Source organism: Granulicella sp. L46 (assembly GCF_009765785.1).
GTDB lineage: Bacteria > Acidobacteriota > Terriglobia > Terriglobales > Acidobacteriaceae > Granulicella.
In genome coordinates, this window is the sequence record NZ_LMUT01000012.1 from 1,387,768 (window position 1) to 1,414,480 (window position 26,713).

Consider the following 26,713-nt stretch of genomic DNA (forward strand, 5'->3'; position numbering starts at 1 on the left):
AGATCAGGCCTGACGAAAAGTCAGAGTGAGGGCAGGTGCGAGCGCTCTACTGGCGCCAGCACCTGCCCCGCGTCCGCCTAGAACGTCAACCTGCCACCCAGTTGGATGACCCGCTGGGTGCCGGCGGCCGAAGTGATGGTTGCTTGAGAGGCCGACGTGATGTTTCCAGAGGATGGGTTGTTAAGACTCACCCAGTTCATGACGTTCGTGATTTCGGCGCGGAACTGGAACACGATTCCCCGCGGGAAGGAAATGTCCTTGAACAGGCCCGCATCCATGTCCTTCAGCCCAGGCCCGACCAGGGAGTCGCGTCCCACGTTACCATCCGCGCCGCCAGGACCGATGCCACCGGGCAAGCCGGGGCCATTGGCCGTGAACGCTGCATTGTTGAACCACGCCTTTGTGACACTGTTGGTGGCGCAAACCCGGCAACGATTCGGATTGAGCTTGGGGCTGACTCCAGGAACCGCGTTCGGACGGCTCTGGCCCAAACTGTCTAAGTTCTTATTGGATCCCGTCGACACTGTAAAGGGGCCGCCGCTCATGAAATAGGCGACCGACGAGACCTGCCAGCCGTTAACCAATTCCTTTACGACTTTGTTCGATCCGGTGTAGTAGCTGAGCTTCCAGATACCGGAGATCGCAGCATTGCTGTTGTGGTTCTGATCCATCAGTCCATACTCTTCCCGAAGGCCGCCGCCGACCGCGCCCAGGGAGTTGTTGGACGGGGTGAAGGGGCCGCCAAGTACACCGAAGTCCTGCGCGTTCATCAATCCATTCTCCACCGGGTTGGAGCTTTCCAGCGCGCGACTCCAGACATAGAAACCGCTGAGACTGAAGCCGTGTGCCATCGTTTTGGTCGCCGAGATTTGCAACCCGTTATAGTTTGAGCTTTGGTTTGAGATCAGCTCGGTAATCCCGGTCAGCGTGCCAGGTGCTCCTGGAGCGCCCGCATCGTACTGGCGACGGATGTCGGTGCTGGACGCCGCCGTGCTGGGCTTGCCGAAGACGGTTGAATACGGCGCGTAGTTAGCGTCAACGAAGGTTTGCAGGTGACGACCAAGGGTGCCTACATACGCTACCGTCGTGCTTATTTTGTAAGGTAATTGCCGCTGCACGCTCACGTTGTACTGGTACACCGACGAATATTTAACATTCGGATCGATAGCTTCGATGCTGGTGTTCGGGTAGAACTTCGGAGCGGCCGGCGTAAAGGTGTACGGGAAGATTCCTCCGCCGGGAGCGGTGCTGGGAAAGTTGTAAGCGGGACCTCCATAAACATTTGTCAGCGATGGAGTAGGACCAAACCCGTTGCGAATGGAGAATGGGGCGGCGTTGCCGGGCTGGTTCCATTCGTTACCGCTCGGAGTTCCGAAGAAGATGCCCGCTGCAGCGCGAATCGAGGTCTTGCCGTCCCCAAATGGATCAAATGCAAAACCAACGCGAGGCGAAATGTGATTGAACTGCGTGCTGATGATGCCGCGCCCGATTCCCTTGTCCCCAGGGAACACTTGGCCCTCCGGCGCATTCGGAGTAACGGTGGATTGCTGGTAGGGAACAAAGGAAGCCGTTCTGTCATGCGCATCGACAGGAGGCGTATCGATGTCCCAACGGATTCCGAGGTTGGCGGTGAAACGGGGCGTAATGCGGTAATTGTCCTGCACAAAGCCGGCAAAGTGCCAAGTGCTCAGATGCGTCACGTACGTCGAGTCCTGCTCAAATGCGCTGGTTTGGCCGGCGACAAAATCCGCAATCGCATTCCCCGTAGTGGTGGGCGCAGAGGTCGAGAAGGTCACATCGCCATAATTATTCAAATTCGCAAGGAACATCGTCTTGTCGAGAGCGAACTCAGCGCCAACGGAAAGATTGTGTCTGCCTCTGGTGATGCTGACCACGTCGCGTAACTCATAGTTGTCGGAACCCGTGACCGGGCCGGCATTCGGGTTGCCCGTGTTGAAGGCGCCGCTGATATTCAGATAGGGCAGTCCCGCCGGTCCCTGGATGGTGAAGTTCGAGCCGAAACTCCCGAGTGTCTGATTGCCTGGGCCGGTCACGGGAAGGAGAGTGCGTCCGCCCATCGCCCGTGTGAAAGTGAGCCAAACCTGGTTCGTCGTGCTGGGGCTGAAGGTGTGAGCATCGGCCACAACGGCATTCGTCTGGCCGGCATGCGACTGAACCCCAGTCCAATTGATGTTGCCGCCTCCGCTGGGAGTTGACGTGGTATTGACGTAAAAGTAGGTGACGGTCACATGGTCCGCGTTGGCGATGTTCTGGTCGTACTTGGCCAGGTACTCGTCCGAGTCTGTCGGCGTGTCATATACGCCGATGTACGCCCCACCGCCGCTCGACGGCGCGGCTGCGCCCGTCGGCAGCGGAACGGATACGCCAATCTTGTTGTTTACGTTCAGGAAATTTGCAGCCGTCGGGTCCAGGAGGGATGTGGGCATGCAGTTCAGCGTGGGAATCGCGCAGTTGGGACTACTATTTGTTCCATCTACCTGGGTATGGGTACCCGGCATGTAGACCTTGAAGGTGTCCCCAGTAAAATCGCCCATGCGCTCGGCGGCCGTGGGTGTCAGAGCGCCTGAGACCGTTGCCCCCTGTATCTGGCGCAAACCGGCATAGCTAAAGAAGAAGAAGGACCGATCGCGCTTGATGGGCCCCCCGAAGGCTGCGCCAAAATTGTTGCGGTGATACGGGTTCTTCACCAAGGTATGGGTAAAGGCGTTGGGCGCCGGATTCCAGCTAAACGCGTTGAAATCGGTGTTGCGGTTGAACTCAAACACCTCACCGTGGAACTTGTTGGTTCCTGACTTGGTCACCACGGTCACCACGGCGCCGGAGAATTGCCCATACTGCGCTCCGAACGCGTTGGTCTCTACGCGGAACTATTCAAGTGCGGAAGGGTTGGGAGCCGAGTTGCCGTAGTTGCGCATACCGGTAATGTTGTTGCCGCCATCCAGGTAAAATGCGACATTTCCGTTGCCCGAATCGAGCGAGCCGTTGACCTGAACGTCCGCCGACGGCAGTCCAACGGTAAAATTTGGGGTGCCGCCGGGATTCGTGGTGGGACTGCTGCTGTTGGCCATCACGCCCGGTGTCAGCGATAGTTCAGCGTAAGCGTTGCGATTGACCAGGGGCAGGCCCTGGATCTCCTGCGAGGTCACAACTCTCCCCAGTTCGGAGGTTGAGGTGTTGATCAAAGGTGGCGCACTCGTGACTGTGACGGTCTCCGTCGCAGCACCGGCAACTAACGGGACTTCAAGCGTCAATGTTTGATCGACGGTGAGGTCGATATTTTGTTGCGTGAAGTGTTTGAAAGATTTAGCTACCACTTCGACGGTGTAGCTGCCGACCGGAAGAAAATCGATGCGGTACTCTCCGAGACCATTTGTCTGCACCGCTCGCGAGAACCCGGTTGCCACGTTCGTGGCCGTCACTGTCGCCGTGCTCACCACGGCCCCGGTTTGATCCTGGACGGTACCAACAATGGTGCCGGTAGTCTGTTGCGCGTGAACTCGGGCAAAGCTGGCAGATAAGAGTAGAACGCCGATCAGGCACAAAAGGTATCTTGCGTGGCGGAGAGTATGGTTCGTAATTGCGGTCTTCATCTAGCCTCCAAAAGTGTTGATTCCTCTACATCGCTTTCCCGCCAGCACGTGGGTTGGTGTCTGTATCTGGCAATCGAGGTGATGTGAGTACGGCAGCCACACTATGGCCAGGAAGATTGCTTTGTCTTGTGAATTGCGAGTGAATGCAGGTTAGCTGCAACCCATGCAACTTGACCGCCAAGCCGCGGCTGGAAAGACCTTTAGGCTCAGCACTTTCCAAGAGCGCCGCTAACATTTGTTAGTGGTTGTTAGCGATCAGTGTCGGCGGCTTTGGCGCAGACAGCAATGCAATGGAAGGAAGCCGCCAACACCCTTCACTCGCGCGCAAGCGATCTGTTATCTTTAGGATCACCGAATGGGAACGTCTGCGGCATCTGCCGGATTGGATTTCACGGAACGTGCAGAGCTCGACTGGCTGCTGGAGTCCGGAGCTCTCGGTCGCTCTGCGAACCTGATTAAAGTATTGCGTTACGTTTGCGACGAGACTGCCGCCGGCCGAGGCGACCACATCAAGGAGTACTCGATCGCCGTCGAAGCCCTTGGACGCAAGGCAAACTTCGACCCCCAGACCGACACCATTGTTCGCGTGACGTTTCACACTCTGCGCAAGCGTCTGCAGGATATCTACGAGACCGGCGAAGGCATGTCCCACACGGTCCGGATTGTCATTCCCACTGGGGGGTATGCGGCACAGTTCGTGCATCTGCAGGAAGCTGGTCGTGCCTCCCACGTCCCGGGCGCGGAACCCGGGGGAAGCTTGCCCATTGGGTCGCCGCTCGCGTCCTCGGCGCCCGAGCCTCCGTTTCCGTTGTCTCCCGCGCCGACGCGGCATTTCCCCTGGTTGTGGCTGGGCGCTCTCGTGGCGGTCGCCTTGGTAGCCGTCGCTCTCTGGCGCCAATCGCACTCATCTCACTCCAGCCTGATGGAAGCCTTCTCACCCGCAGCCCCAGTCACCATTAGCGGACCTACCCACATTCTCTTCGGGAAGGGGAGGCACCCCTACACCGATCGCTCCGGAATCCGCTGGGAACCAAAGCCTGCATGCGAGGGTGGAGAGTCCGTTCCGCCCACCGGCGTAGCGTTTTCGGGGACCGAAGACTCGTACATCTACGATGGCGGTATTCGTGGAATTGTCCGGTGCATCTTTCACGCGCCGCCCGGGCTTTACGAACTGCGGCTCCATTTCGCTGAGCCTGGCAATCTCGAGCCCGCCCACCGGGTCGTATCTCTTGCCGTAAACGCCGGCCCCACTCAGTCTGTCGATGTAGTTGACCGCGCAGGCGGAGATCACGCCGCCACTACCTTCACCATTCCGGGTATCCGCCCGGAGAACGATGGCACCATCCACTTGGATTTCACAAGTGAGGTATCGCCCGTCAATGCAATCGAGATCCTGCCCGCACCCACGGTTCAAGCGCTTCCGCTTCGAATCGTTGCGGCATCGACTCCATTCAAAGACGACGCTGGAAACGTCTGGCTCTCTGACCGATACTTCCGCGGAGGCCGCCACGGACAGCCCCCCGATCAGGAACATCGTCCGAGTCTCGGTCTCTACTCCTCCGGCCGCATCGGCACATTTCAATACTCACTGCCCGCTCCCAAAGGCAGTAAGTACCGCGTGACCTTATATTTTCGCGAGCAATGGTTCGGACAGGAGAATGGAGCGCCCGGCGGCGTAGGAAGCCGCGTCTTCAATGTCTACTGTAACGGGCAGAGTGTTCTGCAGGACTTTGACATCCTCGCAGATGGACACGGGCAGTCGGTCACCAAAACGATCGACGGCGTCTCTCCCACAGCCCAGGGCGAGATCAATATTGCATTTGTCCCTGTCACGAACTATCCGCTCGTCAACGCCATCGAGGTCACGCCGGAGAATCCGTAATTTCCTTCCGTGCCATCAATTCAGGGAGCAACCATGGTCGCTATCCAAGTTGAATATCAGGGAGACCTGCACTGCAAAGCCGTGCATGGTCCCTCCGGAACCGAACTCAACACCGACGCCCCCAAGGACAATCAGGGTCGCGGCGAGAGCTTCTCACCTACAGACATGGTAGCCACTGCGCTCGGCACCTGCATGCTCACCGTGATGGGCATCATGGCTCGCACGCTGGAGATCGATATCGCCGGAACCACGGCGACAGTGGAAAAGGAGATGACCGCCACCGCCCCGCGCATGATCAAGAGCCTGGCCGTCAAGATCCACGTACCGCATTCTCTAAGCCCCGAGAACCAGCAGAAACTCGAACGCGCCGCACACACCTGCCCAGTTCACAAGAGCCTGCATCCCGACGTCCAGACCCCCATCGAATTCACCTGGGGTTGATCCCGACTCACAGCGTGACGACGATCTTCCCGACCTGCGCGTTGGATTCCATATAACGATGCGCTGCCACAATCTCAGCAAACGGAAATGTCTTATCGATCAACGGCCGGAACGCACCTGGAGCCAGGTGGTCGAAGACGTATTGTTTGGCCTTAGTGAAAACCGGATCAGCAGTCAGCTCAAACAGCGTGTAGGCCCGTATCGTGAGACCCTTTGCCAGTGCCGTGAACAGCGGGTACGGCGTCGGTTCAGCCGCCAGCGCTCCATATTCCAGAATGATGCCGCGGTAGGCCATCGCCGCGGCGAGCGACTCGAGGATCGGTCCCCCAATCGGATCGAAGACCACGCGCGCTCCCTTGCCTGAGGTGATCTCGTTAATCCGTGCAACCAGATCTTCCTCGTCGGTGACGATCACATGATCCGCTCCCAGCTTGAGAAGCTGTGCTTTTTTTGCTGCCGTACGAGTGACGGCGATGCTGATCGCGCCCTCCACCTTCGCCATCTCAATCGCGGCGAGGCCTACGCTGCTGCTGGCCGCGGTGATGACAACAAAATCCCCCTTCGCCACTTTAGCCAGCCAGATCAGCGCACCATACGCAGTCAGATACTGCATCCATATCGACGCCCCCTGCTCAAACGAGAGGCTCGGCGGATATTCGGCGATTCCCTTCAGCGGGACGACCGCCACTTCGCCATAAACCCCGTGGCTGTTCAACTTGAAAGTCCCCGGAACCGTGCTCACGGTCTTCCCAATCCAACTGGAATCGACATCCGGGCCAACGGCGTCGATCACCCCAGCAGCCTCGTAACCGTTCTTCGACGGAGAGACCGGTGTCTCCAAATATTGGCCGTTCCGAAACATCACCTCGGCGCGGTTCAGTCCGAGAGTTCTAACACTCAGCCGAACCTCGCCCGGGCCGGGATCAGGAAGTGGCAGTTCATCAAACTGAAGAACTTCAGCAGGTCCGGTCTTGTGGAAGCGAACAATCTTTACCGTCTTGGGCATGGGGCTGACTCCTGAACTACAAACTCCCAGTTGGATGACCGTGAAAGTGTAGAGGGCGCAGAATTCCGAAATGTATAGCTTTTCCCATTAGTTTCACCATGAACCCCCTGTCACAACTCGTCAGAAAAAAACATTTGCCTTCCCGGCAAGTAACCCACATACTGGCCGCCATGAACCCCTTACCCCAGGCTAGGAGATCTCCCATGAACCCCCGCAAAGCGACCGCCGTAGTCGCCCTTTTACTAATCCACCAGCTAGCCTTCGCCGACGCCAGCTATCAATCGACGACCCAGATCACCGGTGGCTCCCTCGTGGAGACCATGCAGAAAGTCAGCTTCCTCAGCCATTCCATCAAGGACATGCTCGCCCCCATCAGCACCACCACCATGGTCCACGGCAATCAAAAAGCCGTCGTCAGCAAGGACAGCACCGAGATCACCGACCTCGACCGCGAGTGCATCATCCGTATCGATAACGTAAAGAAGACCTACACCGTCATCACCTTCGCCGAGATGCGCCAAGCCTTCATGAACATGCCCAAGCAGATGGACAAGATGCAGGCCCAAATGAAGCAAGCCCAAGCCAACCAACCCCAGCAGCCCAGCGACATCAAGACCACCTTCGACGTAAAGGTCAACAACACCGGCATAACGAAGGTAGTCAACGGCCTAGAGGCGCAGGAGCAGGTCATCACAATGACCATGAAGGTCACCATGACCACCCCCCCGCCACCCCCTCAGGGCCAACCCGCAGACCCCAATGCGCCCAACTCCATGGACTACACCGTCACCACCGACACCTGGGTCGCGCCCGACCCGCCCGAGATCAAGGAGATCGCCGACTTCGACATCCGCTTCGGCCAGAAGCTCATGCAAGGCGTCGACATGAAAGAGTTCGCCGAACAGATGAAGCAGATGCAGGCGGCCGGCAACGCAGCGACGGCTCAACTCCTCGGCGGCCAGCCCGGCGCAGGCGACGCCATGGCACAGATGGCCAAAGAAATGGCCAAGCTCAAAGGCACCCGCGTTCTCGAGGTCACCAGCATGGGCGGTCTCGCTCCGGCAGGCACCGCCACCGCATCGGAATCGACGACGCCACCGCCCAGCGGCCAATCCGTCGCCGGCGACGTCGCCACCAACACCGCCACGCAGACTGCCAGCGGCGAAGCCAGCACCGTTAGCGGCAAGACAGGCATCTTCACCAACGCTCTAACCAGCTCCGTCCTGGGCGGCTTTCATCACAAGAAGGCAGCGCCCACCCCCTCTCCCGCCCCAGCCGCTCCTCCCCCGACCACTGCGAACGGCACTCCCGCCATGCAGACCGTCGTCCTCATGTCCACCACGACGCAGAAGTCCAACTTCTCTCAGTCATCTGTCCCACTCTCCGCCTTCCAGATCCCACCCGGCTTCCGGAAGGTTCCCTCCCCCATGGCGAACATGGGCCAGTAGCGCCCACCGGCGCGCGGACCAACGTCCGCGCGCCACGCATCCTCTCCGCGTGCTACCCTTCCTGCCAACAAAAATCTTGTCTCGGCCGCCGTCGCGAACGGCGGCCGGCATCTCAATTCTGTAGAGGTTCCCGCGCATGATCGATACCGATCTCATCGTTAAGCTTCTTCGCGAGCACGGCCACAAGGTCGAGTCCGTCTTCCATGTCCCTGAAAATGCCGGCGAGTACGAATTTTCAGTGGATGGAACTCTCCTCACCCTCTCTGAAACCCGTCAACTGCTTGAGCGCGAAGATGATCACGAGGAAGTCTCCGCGCAATCCATCGCCGACGCCGACCGCCTTCCTCCCTGGGACCGCCCCGGAACACCCCTCGACAGCTAATAACATCGCCCTAAACTGCTAAAATCTAAGGTGTATGCCAGCCATCCACCGCAGAAAATCCGTTCCAGTCACCATCGGCAACATCCGCGTCGGCTCCGACGCTCCCGTCGTCGTCCAGTCGATGACCAACACGGATACCGCTGACGTCGAGTCCACCGTCCAGCAGGTCGCCGCCCTCGCGCGCGCCGGCTCCGAGATGGTCCGCATCACTGTCAACAACGATGCCGCCGCCAAGGCCGTTCCCTACATCGTCGAAGGAATCCGCGCCAAGGGCTGGAACACCCCCATCATCGGCGACTTCCACTACAACGGCCACCTCCTCCTCGCCAAGTACCCCGACACCGCGGAAGCCCTGGCCAAGTACCGCATCAACCCCGGCAACTGCTCGATAGGCCGCAAGGACGACGACAACTTCCGCACCATGGTCGAAGTAGCCGTCAAGCATCAGAAGCCCGTCCGCATCGGCGTCAACTGGGGTTCGCTCGATCAAGCTCTCCTCACGAAGATGATGGACGAGAACTCAAAACTCCCGCACCCCCTCGAAGCCCGCGACGTCATGATGGAAGCCATGGTCGTCTCCGCCCTCGACAACGCTGCAGCCGCCGAACGCTATGGCCTCCGCCGCGATCAGATCATCCTCTCCGCAAAGGTCTCCGGCGTCCGCGACCTCATCGACGTCTACACCGAACTAGCCAGCCGTTGCGACTACGCCCTGCACCTCGGCCTCACCGAAGCCGGCATGGGAATGAAAGGTGTAGTAGCCTCCACCGCCGGCCTCGCTCCCCTCCTCCTCGCAGGCATCGGCGACACGATCCGCGTTTCCCTCACCCCCACTCCCGGCGGCGATCGCAGCGAAGAAGTCCGCTGCGGCCAGCAGATCCTCCAGTCGCTCTCCATCCGCAGCTTCATGCCCCAGGTCACGAGTTGCCCGGGCTGCGGCCGCACCACCTCCACCTACTTCCAGGAGCTAGCCGAGCGCATCCAGAACTACCTCGTAGAATCCATGCCTGAGTGGAAGAAGCACTACCCCGGCGTCGAAGAGCTCAAGCTCGCCGTTATGGGCTGCATCGTCAACGGCCCCGGCGAGAGCAAGCACGCCAACATTGGCATCTCGCTTCCCGGCACTTTCGAGGAACCCAAGGCTCCCGTCTACGTCGACGGCCACCTCTTCACCACGCTAAAGGGCGACCACATCGTAGAAGAGTTCCAGGTCATCCTCGACGAGTACGTACAAAAGCGCTACGGCAAGCAACTAGTAGAAGTCTAGCGTCGGTCTTTTTCCCGACCAACGGAAGGACCCCGCGAAGCAGTAAAAAGGCGTGCGAACGCCCGCCCCACGCGCAGTGGGCCTTTGCCTTAGCTTTTCTTCTTCTTCTCCGCCCGCTCCGCCAGTTTCCTCACCACCCGTGCGGTCCGTATCTCCTCATCCCGTTTCTTCCGCGCCTCGCGTTCCCAAACAAACGGGCTGTTATGTTTGCGCAGATCGCGCAACGGATACAGCGTTCCCCGCCACATCACGCCGCGCCGTGCCAGCACCACCACCATCGACCGCAGCATGGCAAAGATCATCGCCACGGCACCCAGCGGATACAGCCAGGCATAGCGCGCATCAATCAGGCTGGCCCTCCCCATCACCCGATACAACGCGCCGATGCAGCACACGATTAACAGCGCCTGCACCACCGTTCCCCACCACACCAGCCCAGCCAGCGGCAGCAGGAAAAATACAAAGATCCAAAGACACATCAGCAACACCAACAACGGCTGAAATCCAAACGCCGAAAACAGATTTTTCGTCATATTGACCAGCAGTCCATGCCCACCCTTTGCCCAGTGCACCAGCACCATGCCCGGAGCAAACGCCATTCGCTGCCGCATCCCCGCAGCGCGCATCCGCCGCCCTAGCGTAATGTCCTCCAGCACCGCCAGCCGCTGCGGAATCCATCCGCCAATCTCATTCAGCGCATCCCGACGCACCAGGTTGAACGACCCAATCCCCGCCACATCCCGCCGCGCCTTTGGCTCCTCCACCATCCACGGACGTGTCGCCCAAAGGCTCATCACCTGCATAAACCCCAGCACAATCCCCTCTCCGCGCGACTTCACCTCCACCGTCGGCAGCACCACCAGGTGATCGGCCTGCGTCTCCTGCGCACACACCAGCGCACGCCGCAATACCGACGGCGAAAACAAAATATCCGCATCCGTGAACAGCAAATAGTCCGATTCACTATTCTCCGTCGCAACCATCAGCGCGAACGTCTTGCCCAGCCAGCCCTCCGGCAACTCCGTTACGTGGATCGCGCTCAGCGCACCAGGCCTTCGCACGGCATACTCCTCCACATACGCGTCCACAATCGCGCCAGTCCCATCGGTGGACCGGTCGTCAACCACCAGCACGCGCACGCCCACATAATCCGCCACCATCAACGCATCGATGGTCGCCGCAATTTTCTCCGCTTCATCGCGAGCCGGCACCACCACTGTCAGCGTCGGCGTCCCCACCGGCAGCGCATCCCAATCCGGCATCGTAAGGTCGGGCAACGTTGGAAGAAGGTGCACCGCGTCGTACGTCCGCAGCACCCAGGCCAGCGTCAGCAGCCACCATACTGTCCTGATAATTTCGCGCCAGGACTCCGTCACATGGAAATGCAAGCCGTGCCAGTTCAAACCGCCGCACCCTCCAGCGAATGCGTCAACGGCGGCGCAAACTTCGACCCCACAAAGAAAATGACCGCCGCCACCACAAACGTGATCAACGTAATCGCTAGTCCCATCCTCAAGTTCGAATGATCACTGACGATCCCGATAATCTTGGGCGAAAACGCATCGCCAAACACATGCAGCGCGAACAACTGTCCCGCCATCGCAGTCGCTCGCAGATGTGCCGGCACTGCATTCAGCGTCGCCGCATTCACGGGCCCCGTTCCTAGGAACACCAGGAACACGGCAACCCCCAGAGCCGGCAACGTCACACTCTTCGGCCCGAAGAACGCCAGCACCGCCGGTGGCACCGCCAAAATCGCACTCAGCGCCGGCACCAAATACAGCGCCTTCGAAGTCTTCTTCGACCACCAATGCGCCAGCAATCCGCCCGTCACTGTTCCACCCAACCCACACACCACCGTGATGCCGCCCATGATCGTCCCCGCCGCCTCCATCGACCGCCCATCCACGCGATTCAAAAATGACGGCATCCACCACGAAATCCCACCCAGCGAAAACGTCACCGCCGCATACCCCATGATCGAGCACAGATAAGCCTTGTTCGATAGCAGGGACATCACCGAAGCCTTATCTACCTTCTTCCGATCCTTCGCCTCCGCCCGTTGCGGCTCGCGCATGAAAAACAAAATTAGCAGCGCAATCAACGCCCCAGGAATCGCCGACACAACAAACGCCATCCGCCATCCATGATGCGCAGCCACCACTCCGCCCGACAAATATCCCAGAGCCGCCCCCACCGGTATCGCCACATTAAAAATCGTCAGCACCGCATTGCGCTTATCATCGGCAAAGTAATCCGCCAGCAGCGCCGGCGCAAAGATCCCGAAGCTAGCCTCGCCAATCCCCAGCGCCGCATGCCTCAAATTCAGCGACAGATAGCTATGCACGCCCGCCGTCCAAAAATTCATCGCCGCAATCATCAGCGCCGCCACCACAATCATCGGCTTACGCGGAAACCGATCCCCCAGCCATCCCGTCAACGGAGACGACAGCACATACGCCACAAAAAACCACAGCGTCAGCGACCCAATCTGGCTATCCGAAAGATGAAACTCGCGCTTGATCTGCTCCTGCACCGCCGGCAGAATATACCGATCCAGGTAGTTGACGAAGTTCATCGCAGTCAACAGGCATAGCGCCACCACGGCTCCCTTGACCGATCGCGTTTTAGGCTTCGTTGCCGTCTTCGGGGCCATCGACATACTGAGCCGAGAATATCAGGCCCAACCAATCACCGTCGCTTCTCACCCCGCCAGCACATCCCGCGCCTTCAACAAAATCCCAAGCTGCCCGCTACTTCTCCTCCGACAGCCGATACATCAGCAACGCCATCCGCTTCGCCTGCTTTGGAATCGAGTCCAGGTACACCACCTCGCCCACCGCATGCGCCCCTGTCCCCATCGCGCCCACACCCACCAGCCCCGGCACATACGGAGCCACAAACGAAATATCCCCCGCACCACCCCCAGCCGGATCCGTCACCTCTTCCACCCCAAACCCCAGCGTCGCATTCACATCCTGCAGCTGAGCCAGCAGCGCCTCCGAAGCCGGAGTCACGGCCATCGACGGATACGCCTCATCAAACGAAATCTTCGCATCCGTCAGCGCCAGGTGCTGCGCAACAATCGCCTCCATCTTCGCCTTCACCCGTGCCGTCTGTTCCTCACTCACCGTCCGCAGATCCCCATTCGCCAACGCCGTAGCCGCAACAATATTCGACTTCCCCGTAGCCGTCCCGCCCGTCTTGTCTTTATCCATCACCGCCTTCCCGCCACCCAACACCAGCCCCACGCTGTACGTCAGCCCCGGCTCCCGCAGCTGCGTACGAAACGCCTCCACAATCCTCGCCAGCTCATAGATCGCCCCATACCCCAGCCTGTCCCCAAACACCAGCGACGAGTGCCCACTCTTCCCACTCGTCTCCAGGTGCCACGTATTTGAACTCCTCCGCCCAATCCTCACTGCATCGACGCCATCCACGCCGCCATCGCGAAACGCATTCTCAAACTCCAACGCCACATCGCTATGCTTGGCCGCATCAATCATGTCTTTTCTACTGATCGCGATCGGCCGTGCCGCATCCTCTTCATCGCCGCTCAGCACGATCGTGATTTCGGTGTCCTTCAACACCCCCGCTGCCTGCATCGCGCGGAGCGAATCCAGCATCACCACCAGCCCGCCCTTCATGTCGCACGTCCCAGGCCCGGTCGCCACGCGCCCATTCGTCCCCGGCACAATCTCGTACTTCTGAAACGGCGAGCCAGCATCGAACACCGTATCCATATGCCCAATCAGCAGCAGCCGCTTGCCGCACTTCCCCGCTCTCAACGGACAAGGATGCTCCGCCACCAGATCCCCCGCGCGCCCAACCTTGTCCATCGGATTCCACCGCACCGTAAACCCCAGCGCTTCAATCTGCGGCGCGATCACATCCTTCACCCGCACCACGCCCGCAAGATTCATCGTCCCGCTATTGATGTCCACCAACTTCTCAAGCAGCTCCACTGCCCCCGGCGTAGCTGCATCAACGGTCTTCACCATCGCCGCTTCAGTCGGCGATGGAGCACTCTGCCCACCGGCCATACCGCCCAGCGCCAAAACAAAACCCACCATCCACAAACGCGCTACACAAGTTTTCATGATGGCCGGAGAATAGCATTTACCGGCCGCCCGCCCCAAGCCGCTCTACCGAAATTCTTCACTCCGCGGATACCGCGCCGTCACCACAGTCGAGATCCCGCCCCGTGGCCGAAAATCTCCCTTGATCTCCGCCCACACCGGATCGGTCGCCTTCACCACATCGTCCAACACCTGGTTCACAATATTCTCCTGAAAGATTCCCAGGTTGCGATACGTGAACAAATATTCCTTCAAGCTCTTCAGCTCGAGACACTTCTCCCGCGGCATATACCGAATCGTCAGCACACCAAAATCCGGCAACCCGGTCTTCGGACAAACGCTCGTAAACTCCGGATCATCAATCAAAATCTCATACGCTTTGAACTGATTCGCCCAAGTCTCAATCGCCGGAAACTTTGTCTCCAGCCCCGCCGCAGCGTGGTCATCGGTATAGCCTGTCGTGTGTTCTGCCATCCCTCTAGTTTATCTCCGCAGCCCCCATCCTCCAACAATCAACCCCAAACGAAAAACTGTTCTCTGCGTCCATCAGCCTATGCGAACATTTCGCCGAGGGTCTCTCATGCCAAACCGTCGTGCCAGCTTCTTCCTCTTTTGCATGGTGTTTGGAATCCAGATGTTCGAATTGCAGGCAGCAACCCACGCTCAGGTCCTCACCGCCCAATACAACAACGCTCGCACCGGCGCAGACCTCCACGAGAAAATCCTCAAGCCCTCGAACGTAAACACCCGCACCTTCGGAAAGCTGTACACGCGCACGGTCGACGGCGATGTTTTCGCCCAACCTCTCTACGTTCCCTCGCTCACAATCCCCGGCCTCGGCAAGCGCAACGTAGTCTTCGCCGCCACCGAGCACGACAGCGTCTACGCCTTCGACGCAAACAGCACGCGCGACACCCCACTCTGGAAGACATCCTTCATCGACCCCGAGCACGGCACAACACCCTTGTCCGACCGCGACGTACAGTGCCCCTTCATCACCCCCGAAGTAGGCATCACCCCAACACCCGTCATCGACCCAACCACCCGCACCATGTACGTGCTAGCCCGCACCAAAGAGCACGGCGTCTTCGTACAAAAGCTGCATGCCCTCGACATCACCACCGGCAAGGAACGCCCCAACAGTCCCGTCATCATCACAGCAACGATCCCCGGCAAAGGCGACGGCTCCATCGACGGCAAGGTCACCTTCGACGCACAGAAAGAAAATCCCCGCGCCGCGCTCCTGCTTCTCAACGGCGAAATCTACCTCACTTGGGCCTCGTCCTGTGACGTCGCTCCCTATCATGGCTGGGTGATGGCCTACGATGCCCACACCCTCCACCAACACGCCGTCCTCAATACCTCACCCGACGGCGACGACGCTGGCATCTGGCAGTCCGACGCAGGCCCCGCCGCTGATGACGCAGGTAACATCTACGTCGCCACAGGCAATGGAAACTTCAACGCAAACAAACAGGGCGGCCGCAACTTCGGCGACACCCTCCTGAAGCTGCACCTCGACGGATCCAACCTCGTCATCCGCGACTATTTCACTCCGTCCAACCAGAAAGTCATGGACGCCCACGATTGGGACCTCGGCAGCCAGGGCCCCGTTCTCCTTGCGCCCCAGCCCGGCCCGCATCCGAATCTACTGGTCCTCGCAGGCAAAGAAGGCAAGCTCTACCTCCTCGATCGCGACCACCTGGGCAAGTTCCACGAAGGCTCCGACCCCCAGGTCCTGCAATCCATCAAAACCAAGGACGCCTACGGAGCAGCGGCCTATTGGAACGGCAACGTCTACTTCACCGATCGAAGCGACATCACCCGCCAGTTCGCGCTGCTGAACGGTCTCCTCACAGAGAAAGCCGCAACAACGCTCATGCCCTCTCCCGCAGCCACGCCCATCGTCTCAGCCGACGGCAACGCAGACGCGATCCTGTGGGTAGCCTCCACCAAAGAGTGGGACGAGACGCAGATCGACCGGGCCGCCATCCTCCACGCCTACGACGCCACCGGCATCACCCACGAGCTCTACAACAGCGAACAGAACAGCGCCCGAGACCGAGGCGACAACACCGTTCGTTTCGCCATCCCCACCATCGCCGACGGCCGCGTTTACCTCGGTACCCGTGGCCACGTCGACGTCTACGGCCTCTTGCCCCAGAAATAAAGCATCCCACGCAACACGTTAATTCGTGCTCCCCGGCACCGCCGCCGGCGCATTATTCGACTGCCCCACGCGCCGCAGCACTGGCCCTTTCGCCGACTTCTTCGTTCCCACCCCACGCTTATTCTGGATGCGCTCCAGCCGCGCCTTCACGTCATTAAACTCCGACGTCGTCACCAAATACTCCGGCCGCGCCGGCAGAATCGTCGCAATCTCACGCTCCACCGCCGCAATGCGCTCGGGCGTCGCCGGATGATCGCTGAACGCCTTCGAGATCGCCCCCGGCTTATGCTTCTCCAGCGCCGACAGCTTCTCAAAAATCGTCACCATCCCCTGCGGATCGTATCCCGCCCGATACATGTACTGAATCCCCAGGTAATCCGCCTCGGTTTCATATTCGCGCGAGAACTCCAGGAACGACAACGGCATCGCCAGCTGCGCCGCCTCGTACACCCCATACCCCGTCCAAGACCCTTGAGCAAACACGATCAGCGGGATCGACCCAACCTCCATATACCCCAGCTTGGTCATCGCGCGCGCCGCGTGATGCGCCGCCACATGCGCAATCTCATGCGCCATCACCCCCGCCAATTCATCCTCTGAATCGCACGCCAATATCAACCCCGAATCCACATAGAAATACCCACCCGGCAACGCCATCGCATTGATCTCATCCGTGTCCAGCACCTTGATCGTGAACGGAATCTTCGCGTCCGAATTCCTCACCAGGTTCTGCCCAATCCGATTCACATACTCCACCACCACCGGGTCGGTGACAAGGTGCGACGTCTTCTCCACCTCCATCGAATACTGCCGCCCCACGCTCAGCTCCCAGTTCGTCGAGTACCAGTTGCGCACCCCACGTCCTCCAATCTTCCGCGTCCCCACCGCGTCTACATCCTGCTCTGACCCCTTCTTAACCTGCGTATCCAGATGCTCTCCCGGAGTTGCCACAGACGCACCCTTCACCGGCGCGGCCACTTGGGCATCCGCAGCCGCAGTTGCACCCGATGCCTGATCTGGTTTCGCCGAGTCCGCTGGCGGCGCTCCCTGCTGCCCCACCGCCATCGCTCCCGAGAGCATTACCGTCGCCGCAAATGTCAGTACACGCATGGGAACTCCACCAAAAGGCTTCGCATTCAACCAGCACGCCTGCTCTGCATTGTAGTAGTCCCGGCCGCGCGAAGCTAAACCCAATCGCCCGCCGGCATCACCAGGTGTTATACGTCGTCCCATCACTCGCCAACGCCTGCGATCCCGAGTGCACATCGTCCATCCCACCCTGCGTCTCATTAATATCCGTCATGGTGTCCGACATCCCCGTGATCCATGTTTCATTACTGCTCGTAATCGGATCCACCGGGATCGACTTCAGATACCCCGCCTGCACCAGATCGTCCAGCGTCTCCGGAGCCTTTTCTTTGTCCACCGTATAGCTGTCGATCGCCGTCCGCATCGTATGCAGATCTTCCCGGAGCGTAGCTTCCTTCGCTCTCTGCAGCGTCCGCACATAAATTGGAATCGCAATCGTCGCCAGGATCATAATGATCGCCATAACGATCATCAGCTCGACGAGCGTAAACCCGCCCTCGCCCGACTTCCTAACCCGCATTGTTCCAATCCCAGCCATTCGACTCCGCCAACAAATCCCTGCGACTTGATTCCTATTTCCGAGACTTCATCACCAGGTGTTGTACTTCGTTCCGTCCAGCGCCGTTCCTTGGCTCTTGCTATAGACGTCGTACACATCCTGCCCGCCAAAACTATCCGAATCAGGCGGATCCTGATTCGATCGCAATCCCCAATCCGTAGTGCCCGACATCGGGTCCACGGGAATCGCCCGCAAAAACCGCATCTTCTTGTCCTTCACATCCACGCCGTTTACCAGCGTCTGCAAATCCGGTGGATAGTTGTTCGAGTCCGCCTTAGTCTGAATTCCACCCAGATCCGCAACGTCCTTGTACATATCGATCGCCCGGCGCATCTCCCAAAGATCAGCCCGCAACTGCCGCTCCTTGGTTCGCTTCACCTCAAACTTCACCGCCGGAATTGCCGCCGTCGCGAGTACCGAAAGAATGGCGAGAACGATGATCAACTCCATCAGAGAGACGCCACGTTCTCCGCTGCGCACCCGCGACCGCAGTCGCTCCGTGCCGCATTCCCTGGCGTCGGACTCTCTCTGGTCGACCATCTTCCCTCCTTCCTTCGACGCCCCCGATCTTTATTTGACGTGCACGACACCCTGGTTGCCAACCGACACAATCCGGTTCTGCTGGCTGTCCCTGGTTCCAATCCGCGTTAGCGCCAGCGTCGAATCACCCGTGCCAATCGCCTTGAACGTCAACGTGCAGATCGATCCCTGCCCATCGACACCCTTCGTCCCCGGCGGCCGCGTCGCCGAGATCGTTACGGCTCCGTTGCCCTCATCGCGATGTACCAGCGCCACGGACTGTCCGTCCTTGCCCAGCAGATCGCCAGCATCCACATTCACGAGCGACAGCACCTTGGGATCGAACTGTATCTGCAGCGGCACAGCAAACAGATCATGTGCATTCTGCGCAACAATCGACACCTGGAACGTCGCACCAACCGTCTGATTCGTGCTGCCCGGCGTTACCGCCAGCGTCAGCGGCGTTGCAGACATCGTCCCGTCCGGCGACATATGCATGTTGGCCATCGTCGCCGGCGTCACCGGCTTGCTATCCGCCGCCATCTTCGCAATCATCGACGAGGCCGCATTCGCCGCCGAGGTCTTCGGCAACGAGTTTGCCGCTGGCGCTCCCTCCGAGCTCTCCACCGTCACTGGTGTGCCCGGTGCCTTGCGCAGCAACTCCACCGATTGGCTTGTGCCCGTGTAAATCGCCCGCGTATTCTCGTCCGTCAAAATCGACTCGCGCACAATATGCGGAATAATCAGGAACACGATATCGTCGCTCGACTGCGTCTTGTCCGTGCTCGCGAAGAAGTACTTCAGAATTGGCAACTCTCCCAATCCCGGCGTTCCGTTCACGTTCTTCGAGTCCTGCACCTGCATCAGCCCTGCCAGCAACGCCGGCTCGCCGTCCTTCAGCTGAATCACCTGGTCCGCAACCCGCTGCGAGATGATCGGCTCCTGCACACCCGAAATCGTCACCGTGTTGCTTTGCGCCGACACCTCGACCTTCAGCTTCAGCGAGATCTCGCCGTCATAATGCACCGTCGGCGTCATATCGATGTTCACGCCCACATCGAGGTACGTGAACTGCGTCTGTACTCCCAGCGACGCAGTCGTAATCGCCGTACCCGCCGAGTACGATCCCGTAGCAATCGGGATCTTCGATCCAATCTTCAGGGTCGAATGCTGGCCATCGGTCGCACGTATGCGCGGGTTTTGCAGAATGCGCGTGTCCGAGTCAGCCAGCAGCGCATTCACCGTTCCGCCGCCCACAGTCACCGCGAAGTTCGTCGCATTCAAATTGCCCAGCGTGTTCAGCGTCAGGCCGGAAGTCGTCGTCGACGAGCCGCCGGCCGCCGTCGTCGTCGAGGTCGTCGTAATATTCGCATTGCTGTACTGCGGCGTCAGGCCAAAACTCGTGGGCAGCGTGATACCGATGTCCCTCTCCAGCGACCGGCTCACTTCCAGCTCCGCCACATCCACCACAACCTCTGGCTTGGTGCGATCGAGGTCATTAATAATCTTTTCCGCCAGGATCAGCTCGTCCGGCGTTCCACGAATAATCAGTGCGTTCTGACTCGCCACCAAATAAATCTTCAGCCCCGGATCCAGCAAATTGCGGATCGCCACCATAATCTCGTTCGCGTCATTCTGCTGCGACACGTTGGTCAAATAAAACGTCTGCACCGCCAGGTCATCGACCTCTGTCCGTTTCGCCCGCGTATTCTGCGCCACAAAAATCGTGTTGCTCGTCACCGGTTTCCAGAACGTCCCACTCAGCACACCAACAATGTGCAGCGCCTGCTCCAGCGATACATCATTCAAATCCACCGGGATCCGCTTCGGCACATACTCCGGATCGAAGATCACGTTCAGACCCGCCGCCCTGCAGATCGCCTGGTACACCACCTCGGTATCTTGCTGCGCCATGTGCAGCGTCAGCGGGTCGTCCGACACCGGCTGTAGCGTCACTGGCCCACCCAGTGTCGAGATCTCGCTCTGCATCTGTCGTTGATACGGCGTCTCTTCCCCCATCCCCGGCACCAACGGTTTTCCCGGTGAACCCCCTGCCGCCCCTCCGGCTTGCCCCGGCGCACCGGCCGGCCCGCTGTTTGACCCCGATCGCTTCTCCATGACCTGCAGCTCTTGCGCCGCCGCCTGGTTGCCCGGATCGATCTGCAACGCCCGCGCAAATTCGTTGATCGCGCCGTCCACGTCGCCCGACTGCCGCAATACCCGGCCCCGATCCACATGCATGTTCGCTGCCTTGAAGCGCATGGTCTCGAAGCTCGTCCGGTACTGCAAATCATTCGGTTTCTTCAGATGTGCCTGGCGATAATCCTCGAACGCCGCATCGTAGTCATCGCGCGCCTCGGCCTGCTGCCCCTTCTTATTCCACGCGCTCGCCGACTGCGCATGCGCACTGCTCACCGCCATGCCGGAAAACAGCATCACGCCCAGCATCCACGCCATCGGTACCGCTTCCAGCCGTCGCCGGCGAGCCCGCAACGCTTCCCCGCAAAAAGCGACCCAGAGCCCCATCATGCTTCGCCGTACGCTTCGATAGATTCCGTCCACTGGCCGTTCCTGCATGCGTGCAACCCGCTCCCCTGCAATCCGATACAAGATGCCTCGGACACCGGTCTCCCACCCCCGTCCGGCCATCACCCGCGTCCCGTTTTCTGGGCAAATCGGATCGGCCATTGCTGAGGTTTCGAGCGGTTGATCGGGCTCGTTTGATGATACAGCCATTATCCGTCGCTTCACTAGTCTCTCCACTCCAAACCTGCTGCCGTTACCCGTCCGCGGAGAGCTTCCTTCGTCCCTCGCAGCGATCCTGCTCCCTCACGCCATGCACGCCTGCATCAGCGCCCAAAGCCACGAAGTTGAGTCCCAGCACCTTCGCCCGCATCTATCCTCTTGATACCATCACCTACGGGCCTATCTGCTAGCATCACACTCTTGGACGTATCACCGTCCATTTCGTAGCCAGCAGTAACCGAATCCTAATCATTAGGCCTAATTCTGTCCCCTAATCCTTAGCCCCTGTCCTTTATGCCCCGCTCGCTCTCCAATCCGACCGTTCCCGCCCCACCCAAGCCCTCCGCCAAGGAGAAGGATCGCGATCCCGTGGCCGCCGGCAAGCGCGATGCTGCCTTCAACCGCTCGGCCAGCTTCAACTACTTCCTTTCCGACCGCTTCGAGTGCGGCGTAGCCCTCCGCGGTACAGAGGTCAAGTCCATCCGCGAAGGCAAAGCCAATCTCAAAGACGCCTACGGCCTCCTCAAGGACGGCGAGGCCTTCCTCCTCAACGCCCACATCGGCCCGTTCTCGCACGGCAACGCCATGAACCACGAAGCGTTACGTACCCGGAAACTCCTGCTCCACAAAAAAGAGATTGAAAAACTCGAAGGTTTGACGAAGCAAAAAGGCTACACCCTCATCCCCGTCAAACTTTATTTCAAGAACGGCCGCGTCAAGTGCGAAATCGCTCTAGCCAAAGGCAAGCAGGACTGGGACAAGCGCGCCACCGAACGTGCCCGCGAAGGCGACAAAGAAGCCAAAGCCGCCATAGCCCGCTCCCAGCGCACCTAGCCACCACCAGCCTGCTTTTCGTCGTCATCCTGGCCCTGAGCTTGCCGAAGGGGAAGGATCCCTGCCTTCGCCTCCGCTTTTGCCGTTGTTCTTGCCCTTGCCTTTCTGTCTGTCATTCCGAGCGCAGCGAGGAACCTGCTTCCCGAGCGCAGCGCGCCCGTTCTTGCCTTTCGCTAAAAGCTAGAAGCTGCCATCAACCTCCCCGTGCTAGGATTCCCCCAATCCCATGAGCCCCCTCACAACCACCCTCGCCCTGCTCCTCGCCGCGGCCCTACCCCAATCCACCGCCACACCGAGCAACCCCACCGCCACCTTCCATAGCGACGCCCTGCACCTCGATTACACCTACAGCAGCTTATTCAAAGCCCTGCCCGCCGTCGCCGACCAGACCCTTCAGTCCGAGAAAGATAAGGCCACCGGCGCGGTAGCCAAAGCCGCGGTAACCTGCATCTCGCTGCCACTCACCGCCACCGACTCCACCAACGGATTCCGCATGATCAGCATCATGCGCCTCGACGGCACCTGCCTCGGCCGCCCCACCACCTCCGGCGAACTCGCCGCGCTCGCCACCACTTCCCTCACAGACTCTCTCAAGCGTTTTGGCGATCCGCAGATCGGCAGCACTGCCTACTTTCAGATCGCCGATCATTCCGCTGCCGTCCTCTCCGGTTCAGTAAGGTCTGAAAAGTATGGCACCGCCTTCTACGGGACGGTAAGTTGTCTCATCCAGGGCACCGACGCCGTCTGCTGGGAGTTCATGGCCAGCAAGTGCTCCGCACTCCCTGAACTCCTGGCCTACCCCATCCAGTTCGAAGGCCAACCCGCCCAACCCCTCATCCCAGCCAAGTTCGCCCAGGCCTGCAATCCCTGACGCCGCCGCTGGCCTACTCGGTCGCCCCTGGCCTTACTGGTCGTAGTTCGCCCACACCCCGCGGATCTTTCCCGCCTCGCTTATCAACATCACCTCCGCGGTCTTGCTGCCGCGAACATTATTCACATACGAGATCACGATCGTCTCTATCCCCCAAAGCGTCTCCACCAGCTCAAATCGCAGATGCGGATACGCCTTCAGGCCCAGCTCGAAGTACTCCCGCAGCGCAGCCTTGCCGCGCACCCTTCCATCTCCCTGCAGCAGCTTCACCGCGACCGGCGAGCGCAGTTCCACATCCTCTTCGTAGTGCGTCAGGATGAGTTCCAGATCGTGGCTGTTCCACGCCGCAATCCATTCCTCGGCAAACGCACGCGCAAAGCCAGCTTGTAACGGAAAGATCGAGTCATTCAGATCCATAGTCGCTCCCTAGCGCCGCCGCGCCACAACTTCTAGATACTCATTCTTCACCAGCGTCCGCTCTTCCGGATTCTCCGCCACATTCGCTCCCGTCCACAATTCCAGCGCCTCAGCGAACTTCGCCTGCCCCGCCTCATCCAGCCGCCCAAACGCCATCTGCGTCGGCCCAAAATACTTGCGGAAGAATGCCACCGCCCCCGCAGCATTCACCGGCATATCAAAATCAACCGGAATCAGCTCCGTCCGAATCGCATCGAACTTCTCCCCGAGCCGCTCACGCACGGTCACCTCATCACCCCACAACACGGGCGCCACCAGCCCCGGCGGCGGAGGCGCGTGCATGCTTCCCACCTTGAACATCTTGCCCGTAAAACTCGCCGGATTCCAATTCGCCATCGCCAGCAATCCACCCGGCTTCAATACCCTTGCCAACTCCGAAGCCACCACCTCCGGCCGCGGCGCAAACATCGCCCCGAACATCGTCACCACCGCGTCAAACGAACCATCGGCATACGGCAACTGCTCTGCATCCCCCTCATCGAACTTCACGGCCAATCCCTCCGCAGCCGCACGCTCGCGCCCCTGCACAAGGAGATTGGTCGCAATGTCCACGCCCGTCACCACCGCCCCCATTCGCGACAGCGGCAACGCCGCATTCCCCGTTCCACACGCGACATCCAGCACCCGCATCCCTGGCACAATCGGCAACCGCTCCACAAACGTTTCGGCTGCCCCTGAAACGGTCTTTGCGACCACCCCGAAATCTCCCGCCATCCAGGTCGCGCGCATCGACGCCTTGATCTGTTCCATCGGTAGTCCGGAACTCGCCATAACCAGCTCTCCCTAAATGACTTTCCACCACAATCCTTCACAGCCTCAATGAAGTCAAGCCAAAACTTCCTCGCCCGCATGCCACCGCCAGGACCCACGGCTCGACCTAAGCCGGCACAGGCCATCGCCCTGGATCAAACCGCCCACGTGCGCCCTGCCCTCACCGCTCAGATCATCCCCTCCAGCCGCACGTAGCTCGCTTCCATTCCCCGCTCCATCCCGGAAGCCAACATCATCGCACGCGTCTGCACATCGGGCAGCGTCATCCGCATCGTCATCAACGTTCCCGCACCGTCTTTATCGAACCGCGTCTCAACCTGATTGTCAGGAGTCGGATCCGGTATGTGCATTCGCTCCACGTGAACAATCCGGTGTTCCGGCCCCATCTCCAGGATCTCGCCCGTAATGAAAAACCCCTTACTCCCATCAACCTTCGTCCACTCGTAGCGAATCTTCCCACCGGGCCTCCCCTCGTAGATGCAGACCGGCATCACCCATCCCTCCGGCCCCAGCAGCCATTGCTGGATCAACTTCGGATCCGTGTGCGCCCGATACACCGCTTCAGGAGAAGCGGCGAACCGCCTCGTTACGATTACGTGAGTCTCACCTTCCGTCTCCAGCGTCATTTTGTTCAGCGTCGATTTGCTCATCGTCTCTTCTCCTTTTTAGGTTTCTCCATCGCGGCAAGAACGTCATCCAGCCGCTCATAGCTCTTCTCCAGACCCTTCCGCAGCATTGCAAGCCACTCGTCCATCGCCTCAATCCCCGCCCTCTCCAGCCGGCGCGGCCGCTTCGTACCCTCCGCCCGCTGCGAAATCAGCCCCGCCTCTTCCAACACCTTCAGGTGCTGAGAGATCGCCGGCTGCGTCATGTCGAACGGATCCGCCAGCTCCGACACCGTTGCTTCCCCTTTCGCAAGCCGTGCAAGAATCGCTCGCCGGGTCGGATCAGCAAGCGCGGAAAAAGCACCGTCAAGATTGAGAGCAAAATTCATAAGCATCAACTTATATAAGTAATAACTTATTGTCAAGTCAGAATTATTTGGCTCCGCCCTGCCCACCCGACCCACCAGCCATGTGAGCAATACGGCACATCCACTTTCTTCACCAAAGCAGACAATCACTTAGGTGTGTTCGAGGAACCGCACGTGCCGGAACTACAGATCCAACCGCAGACGCGAGACTCCGAGCAAAATTTGTCAGTAGAAATCAACGAGCGCATTCGGACGGACAAAATCCTCCTGAAAGCCGGCGCCCTGCAGCGCGCCATCCTCAACAGCGCCAACTTTTCTAGCATCGCCACCGACGCCCACGGCGTCATCCAGATCTTCAACGTCGGCGCCGAACGCATGCTCGGCTACACCGCCGCCGAAGTCATCAACAGAGTCACACCCGCCGACCTCTCCGACAGGTTCGAGCTCATCGCCCGTGCCGCCGCCCTCAGCATCGAATTCGGAACCAACATCACCCCCGGCTTCGAAGCCCTCGTCTTCAAAGCCTCCCGCGGCATCGAGGACATCTACGAGCTCACCTATTGCCGCAAGGATGCCAGCCGCTTCCCCGCCGTCGTCTCCGTAACCGCACTCCGCGACGCCCAGGACATCATCATCGGCTACCTCCTCATCGGCACCGACAACTCTGCCCGCAAGCAAGCCGAAGAAGCCCTCCTGCGCAGCGAGATGTTAGCCAGCGCCGGCCGCATGGCCGCCAGCATCGCCCACGAGATCAACAACCCGCTCGAGGCCATGATGAACACCCTCTACCTCGTCCGCTCAACACCCGACCTCCCCGACCAGGCGCGCCTCTACCTCGACATCGCCGACGGCGAACTCATGCGCATCGCCCACATCACCCGCCAGACCCTCGGCTTCTATCGCGAGTTCTCCGCCGCCACCAGCAACTCCGCCTGCGATCTTGTCGAGTCAGTCGTCGACCTCCTCAAATCCAAAATCCAGGCCAACGGCGCCACCGTCGAACAGCAATGCGACAACCCGCTCAACATCCTCGGCATCGCCGGCGAGCTTCGCCAGATCCTCGCCAACCTCCTCGCCAACTCGCTCGACGCCGTCGGTCACGACTGCCGCATCATCATCCGCACCTCCGCATCCCTCGACCCTGCCAGCGGCAAAAGCCGCATCCGCGTCTCCGTCTCCGACTGCGGTCATGGCATCACCACCGCCACCGCCAAGCAAATGTTCGACCCCTTCTTCACCACCAAGGGCACGGTCGGCACCGGCCTCGGCCTCTGGGTCTGCAAGCAGCTCGTCGACAAAAACGGTGGCACCATCCGCGTCCGCTCTAGAACCCACGGCCCCAAACACGGCACCACCTTCTCCATCACCCTCCCCCACGCCCCCGCTCTCGCCACGGCGTAAAGTTGGGTGCCCAATTCATGACGCCACCATAGTCATGAGTGGGGTAGCCAACCCGGTTGACCGCCTACTCCCTATACAAGTCCTAGCAAGCTCTACGGTCTATTTGCGCCTTGGCCTCCCGCCTCATCACAGATTGCAGTAAGTCCCGGGTCTGGGCTATGTTCAAACAACTTGCACGCTGCAAGTAG

24 protein-coding genes are annotated in these 26,713 nt (G+C 59.8%); 9 read left to right on the plus strand and 15 right to left on the minus strand.

Going from position 1 to position 26,713, the window contains the following annotated elements; genetic code table 11:
- Positions 1 to 77: 77 nt before the first annotated feature.
- Together GSQ80_RS15160 and GSQ80_RS15165 are read right to left on the minus strand one after the other, a co-directional pair.
- Positions 78 to 2,822 carry a TonB-dependent receptor gene (locus GSQ80_RS15160; RefSeq protein WP_158788399.1) on the minus strand — a complete coding sequence of 915 codons (2,745 nt, stop codon included), beginning with the start codon at positions 2,820 to 2,822 and terminating at the stop codon, positions 78 to 80.
- A 66-nt stretch (positions 2,823 to 2,888) separates the two neighbouring features.
- Positions 2,889 to 3,611 carry a carboxypeptidase-like regulatory domain-containing protein gene (locus GSQ80_RS15165; RefSeq protein WP_158788400.1) on the minus strand — a complete coding sequence of 241 codons (723 nt, stop codon included), beginning with the start codon at positions 3,609 to 3,611 and terminating at the stop codon, positions 2,889 to 2,891.
- Positions 3,612 to 3,966: 355 nt separating this feature from the next.
- Here GSQ80_RS15165 and GSQ80_RS15175 point away from each other — a divergent pair, with 355 nt between their 5' ends.
- Together GSQ80_RS15175 and GSQ80_RS15180 are read left to right on the plus strand one after the other, a co-directional pair.
- Positions 3,967 to 5,493: a malectin domain-containing carbohydrate-binding protein gene (locus GSQ80_RS15175; protein WP_174241342.1), complete on the plus strand. Its 1,527-nt coding sequence runs from the start codon at positions 3,967 to 3,969 to the stop codon at positions 5,491 to 5,493.
- A gap of 33 nt (positions 5,494 to 5,526) precedes the next feature.
- A complete protein-coding gene (locus GSQ80_RS15180) occupies positions 5,527 to 5,934 on the plus strand; it encodes an OsmC family protein (RefSeq protein ID WP_158788403.1) in 408 nt (135 codons plus the stop codon).
- A 7-nt stretch (positions 5,935 to 5,941) separates the two neighbouring features.
- On the opposite strand, the gene GSQ80_RS15185 is transcribed toward GSQ80_RS15180, so the two are convergent.
- Complete coding sequence (locus GSQ80_RS15185; protein WP_158788404.1) at positions 5,942 to 6,940, minus strand: zinc-dependent alcohol dehydrogenase family protein; 999 nt, start codon at positions 6,938 to 6,940, stop codon at positions 5,942 to 5,944.
- Positions 6,941 to 7,143: 203 nt separating this feature from the next.
- On the opposite strand from GSQ80_RS15185, the gene GSQ80_RS15190 reads away from it, so the two are divergent.
- The 3 genes from GSQ80_RS15190 (at position 7,144) to ispG (ending at position 10,037) form a co-directional block, all read left to right on the plus strand.
- Positions 7,144 to 8,388 (plus strand): hypothetical protein, encoded by a 1,245-nt coding sequence (locus GSQ80_RS15190; protein ID WP_158788405.1) that lies wholly within the window; start codon positions 7,144 to 7,146, stop codon positions 8,386 to 8,388.
- A 136-nt stretch (positions 8,389 to 8,524) separates the two neighbouring features.
- Entirely contained in the window at positions 8,525 to 8,770 is a 246-nt protein-coding gene (locus GSQ80_RS15195; protein ID WP_158788406.1) for a hypothetical protein, read from the plus strand.
- A gap of 34 nt (positions 8,771 to 8,804) precedes the next feature.
- On the plus strand, positions 8,805 to 10,037 hold the full coding sequence (ispG, locus tag GSQ80_RS15200; protein ID WP_158788407.1) for a flavodoxin-dependent (E)-4-hydroxy-3-methylbut-2-enyl-diphosphate synthase: 1,233 nt from the start codon (positions 8,805 to 8,807) through the stop codon (positions 10,035 to 10,037).
- A gap of 89 nt (positions 10,038 to 10,126) precedes the next feature.
- Here ispG and GSQ80_RS15205 read toward each other — a convergent pair whose 3' ends face one another.
- The 4 genes from GSQ80_RS15205 to queF all read right to left on the minus strand — a co-directional run bounded on the left by GSQ80_RS15205 (position 10,127) and on the right by queF (position 14,590).
- Positions 10,127 to 11,440 (minus strand): glycosyltransferase family 2 protein, encoded by a 1,314-nt coding sequence (locus tag GSQ80_RS15205; protein ID WP_158788408.1) that lies wholly within the window; start codon positions 11,438 to 11,440, stop codon positions 10,127 to 10,129.
- Positions 11,437 to 12,693: an MFS transporter gene (locus tag GSQ80_RS15210; RefSeq protein WP_254059665.1), complete on the minus strand. Its 1,257-nt coding sequence runs from the start codon at positions 12,691 to 12,693 to the stop codon at positions 11,437 to 11,439. The genes GSQ80_RS15205 and GSQ80_RS15210 overlap by 4 nt, the downstream gene beginning before the upstream one ends.
- A gap of 97 nt (positions 12,694 to 12,790) precedes the next feature.
- Positions 12,791 to 14,110 carry a M20/M25/M40 family metallo-hydrolase gene (locus GSQ80_RS15215; protein ID WP_254059666.1) on the minus strand — a complete coding sequence of 440 codons (1,320 nt, stop codon included), beginning with the start codon at positions 14,108 to 14,110 and terminating at the stop codon, positions 12,791 to 12,793.
- A 72-nt stretch (positions 14,111 to 14,182) separates the two neighbouring features.
- On the minus strand, positions 14,183 to 14,590 hold the full coding sequence (gene queF, locus GSQ80_RS15220) for a preQ(1) synthase (RefSeq protein ID WP_158788411.1): 408 nt from the start codon (positions 14,588 to 14,590) through the stop codon (positions 14,183 to 14,185).
- A gap of 106 nt (positions 14,591 to 14,696) precedes the next feature.
- Between queF and GSQ80_RS15225 the strand changes: the two genes are divergently transcribed.
- Entirely contained in the window at positions 14,697 to 16,286 is a 1,590-nt protein-coding gene (locus tag GSQ80_RS15225) for a pyrrolo-quinoline quinone (RefSeq protein WP_158788412.1), read from the plus strand.
- Between the two features lie 18 nt (positions 16,287 to 16,304).
- Here the strand turns inward: GSQ80_RS15225 and GSQ80_RS15230 are convergent, their stop codons facing one another.
- The 4 genes from GSQ80_RS15230 to GSQ80_RS15245 all read right to left on the minus strand — a co-directional run bounded on the left by GSQ80_RS15230 (position 16,305) and on the right by GSQ80_RS15245 (position 21,141).
- Positions 16,305 to 17,396: a M48 family metallopeptidase gene (locus GSQ80_RS15230; RefSeq protein ID WP_158788413.1), complete on the minus strand. Its 1,092-nt coding sequence runs from the start codon at positions 17,394 to 17,396 to the stop codon at positions 16,305 to 16,307.
- Positions 17,397 to 17,493: 97 nt separating this feature from the next.
- On the minus strand, positions 17,494 to 17,895 hold the full coding sequence (locus GSQ80_RS15235; RefSeq protein WP_158788414.1) for a type II secretion system protein: 402 nt from the start codon (positions 17,893 to 17,895) through the stop codon (positions 17,494 to 17,496).
- 69 nt (positions 17,896 to 17,964) lie between these two features.
- Positions 17,965 to 18,474, minus strand: coding sequence for a type II secretion system protein (locus GSQ80_RS15240; RefSeq protein ID WP_158788415.1), 510 nt, complete (start codon positions 18,472 to 18,474; stop codon positions 17,965 to 17,967).
- Between the two features lie 30 nt (positions 18,475 to 18,504).
- Entirely contained in the window at positions 18,505 to 21,141 is a 2,637-nt protein-coding gene (locus GSQ80_RS15245; protein ID WP_254059667.1) for a cohesin domain-containing protein, read from the minus strand.
- 351 nt (positions 21,142 to 21,492) lie between these two features.
- Between GSQ80_RS15245 and smpB the strand changes: the two genes are divergently transcribed.
- Positions 21,493 to 22,032: an SsrA-binding protein SmpB gene (gene smpB, locus GSQ80_RS15250; RefSeq protein ID WP_158788417.1), complete on the plus strand. Its 540-nt coding sequence runs from the start codon at positions 21,493 to 21,495 to the stop codon at positions 22,030 to 22,032.
- Positions 22,033 to 22,258: 226 nt separating this feature from the next.
- A complete protein-coding gene (locus tag GSQ80_RS15255; protein WP_158788418.1) occupies positions 22,259 to 22,903 on the plus strand; it encodes a hypothetical protein in 645 nt (214 codons plus the stop codon).
- 33 nt (positions 22,904 to 22,936) lie between these two features.
- Here the strand turns inward: GSQ80_RS15255 and GSQ80_RS15260 are convergent, their stop codons facing one another.
- From GSQ80_RS15260 to GSQ80_RS15275, 4 genes are all read right to left on the minus strand, one after another.
- Positions 22,937 to 23,320 (minus strand): nuclear transport factor 2 family protein, encoded by a 384-nt coding sequence (locus GSQ80_RS15260; RefSeq protein WP_158788419.1) that lies wholly within the window; start codon positions 23,318 to 23,320, stop codon positions 22,937 to 22,939.
- A gap of 9 nt (positions 23,321 to 23,329) precedes the next feature.
- Entirely contained in the window at positions 23,330 to 24,151 is an 822-nt protein-coding gene (locus GSQ80_RS15265; RefSeq protein WP_158788420.1) for a class I SAM-dependent methyltransferase, read from the minus strand.
- Between the two features lie 167 nt (positions 24,152 to 24,318).
- Positions 24,319 to 24,801: an SRPBCC domain-containing protein gene (locus GSQ80_RS15270; RefSeq protein ID WP_254059668.1), complete on the minus strand. Its 483-nt coding sequence runs from the start codon at positions 24,799 to 24,801 to the stop codon at positions 24,319 to 24,321.
- Complete coding sequence (locus GSQ80_RS15275) at positions 24,798 to 25,145, minus strand: helix-turn-helix transcriptional regulator (protein WP_158788421.1); 348 nt, start codon at positions 25,143 to 25,145, stop codon at positions 24,798 to 24,800. Before GSQ80_RS15275 ends, GSQ80_RS15270 begins: the two co-directional genes overlap by 4 nt.
- Before the next feature lie 153 nt (positions 25,146 to 25,298).
- Between GSQ80_RS15275 and GSQ80_RS15280 the strand changes: the two genes are divergently transcribed.
- The gene (locus tag GSQ80_RS15280; RefSeq protein WP_158788422.1) at positions 25,299 to 26,525 is read left to right on the plus strand and encodes a nitrogen regulation protein NR(II); all 1,227 of its coding nucleotides are present in this window, start codon (positions 25,299 to 25,301) and stop codon (positions 26,523 to 26,525) included.
- Positions 26,526 to 26,713 lie beyond the last annotated feature (188 nt).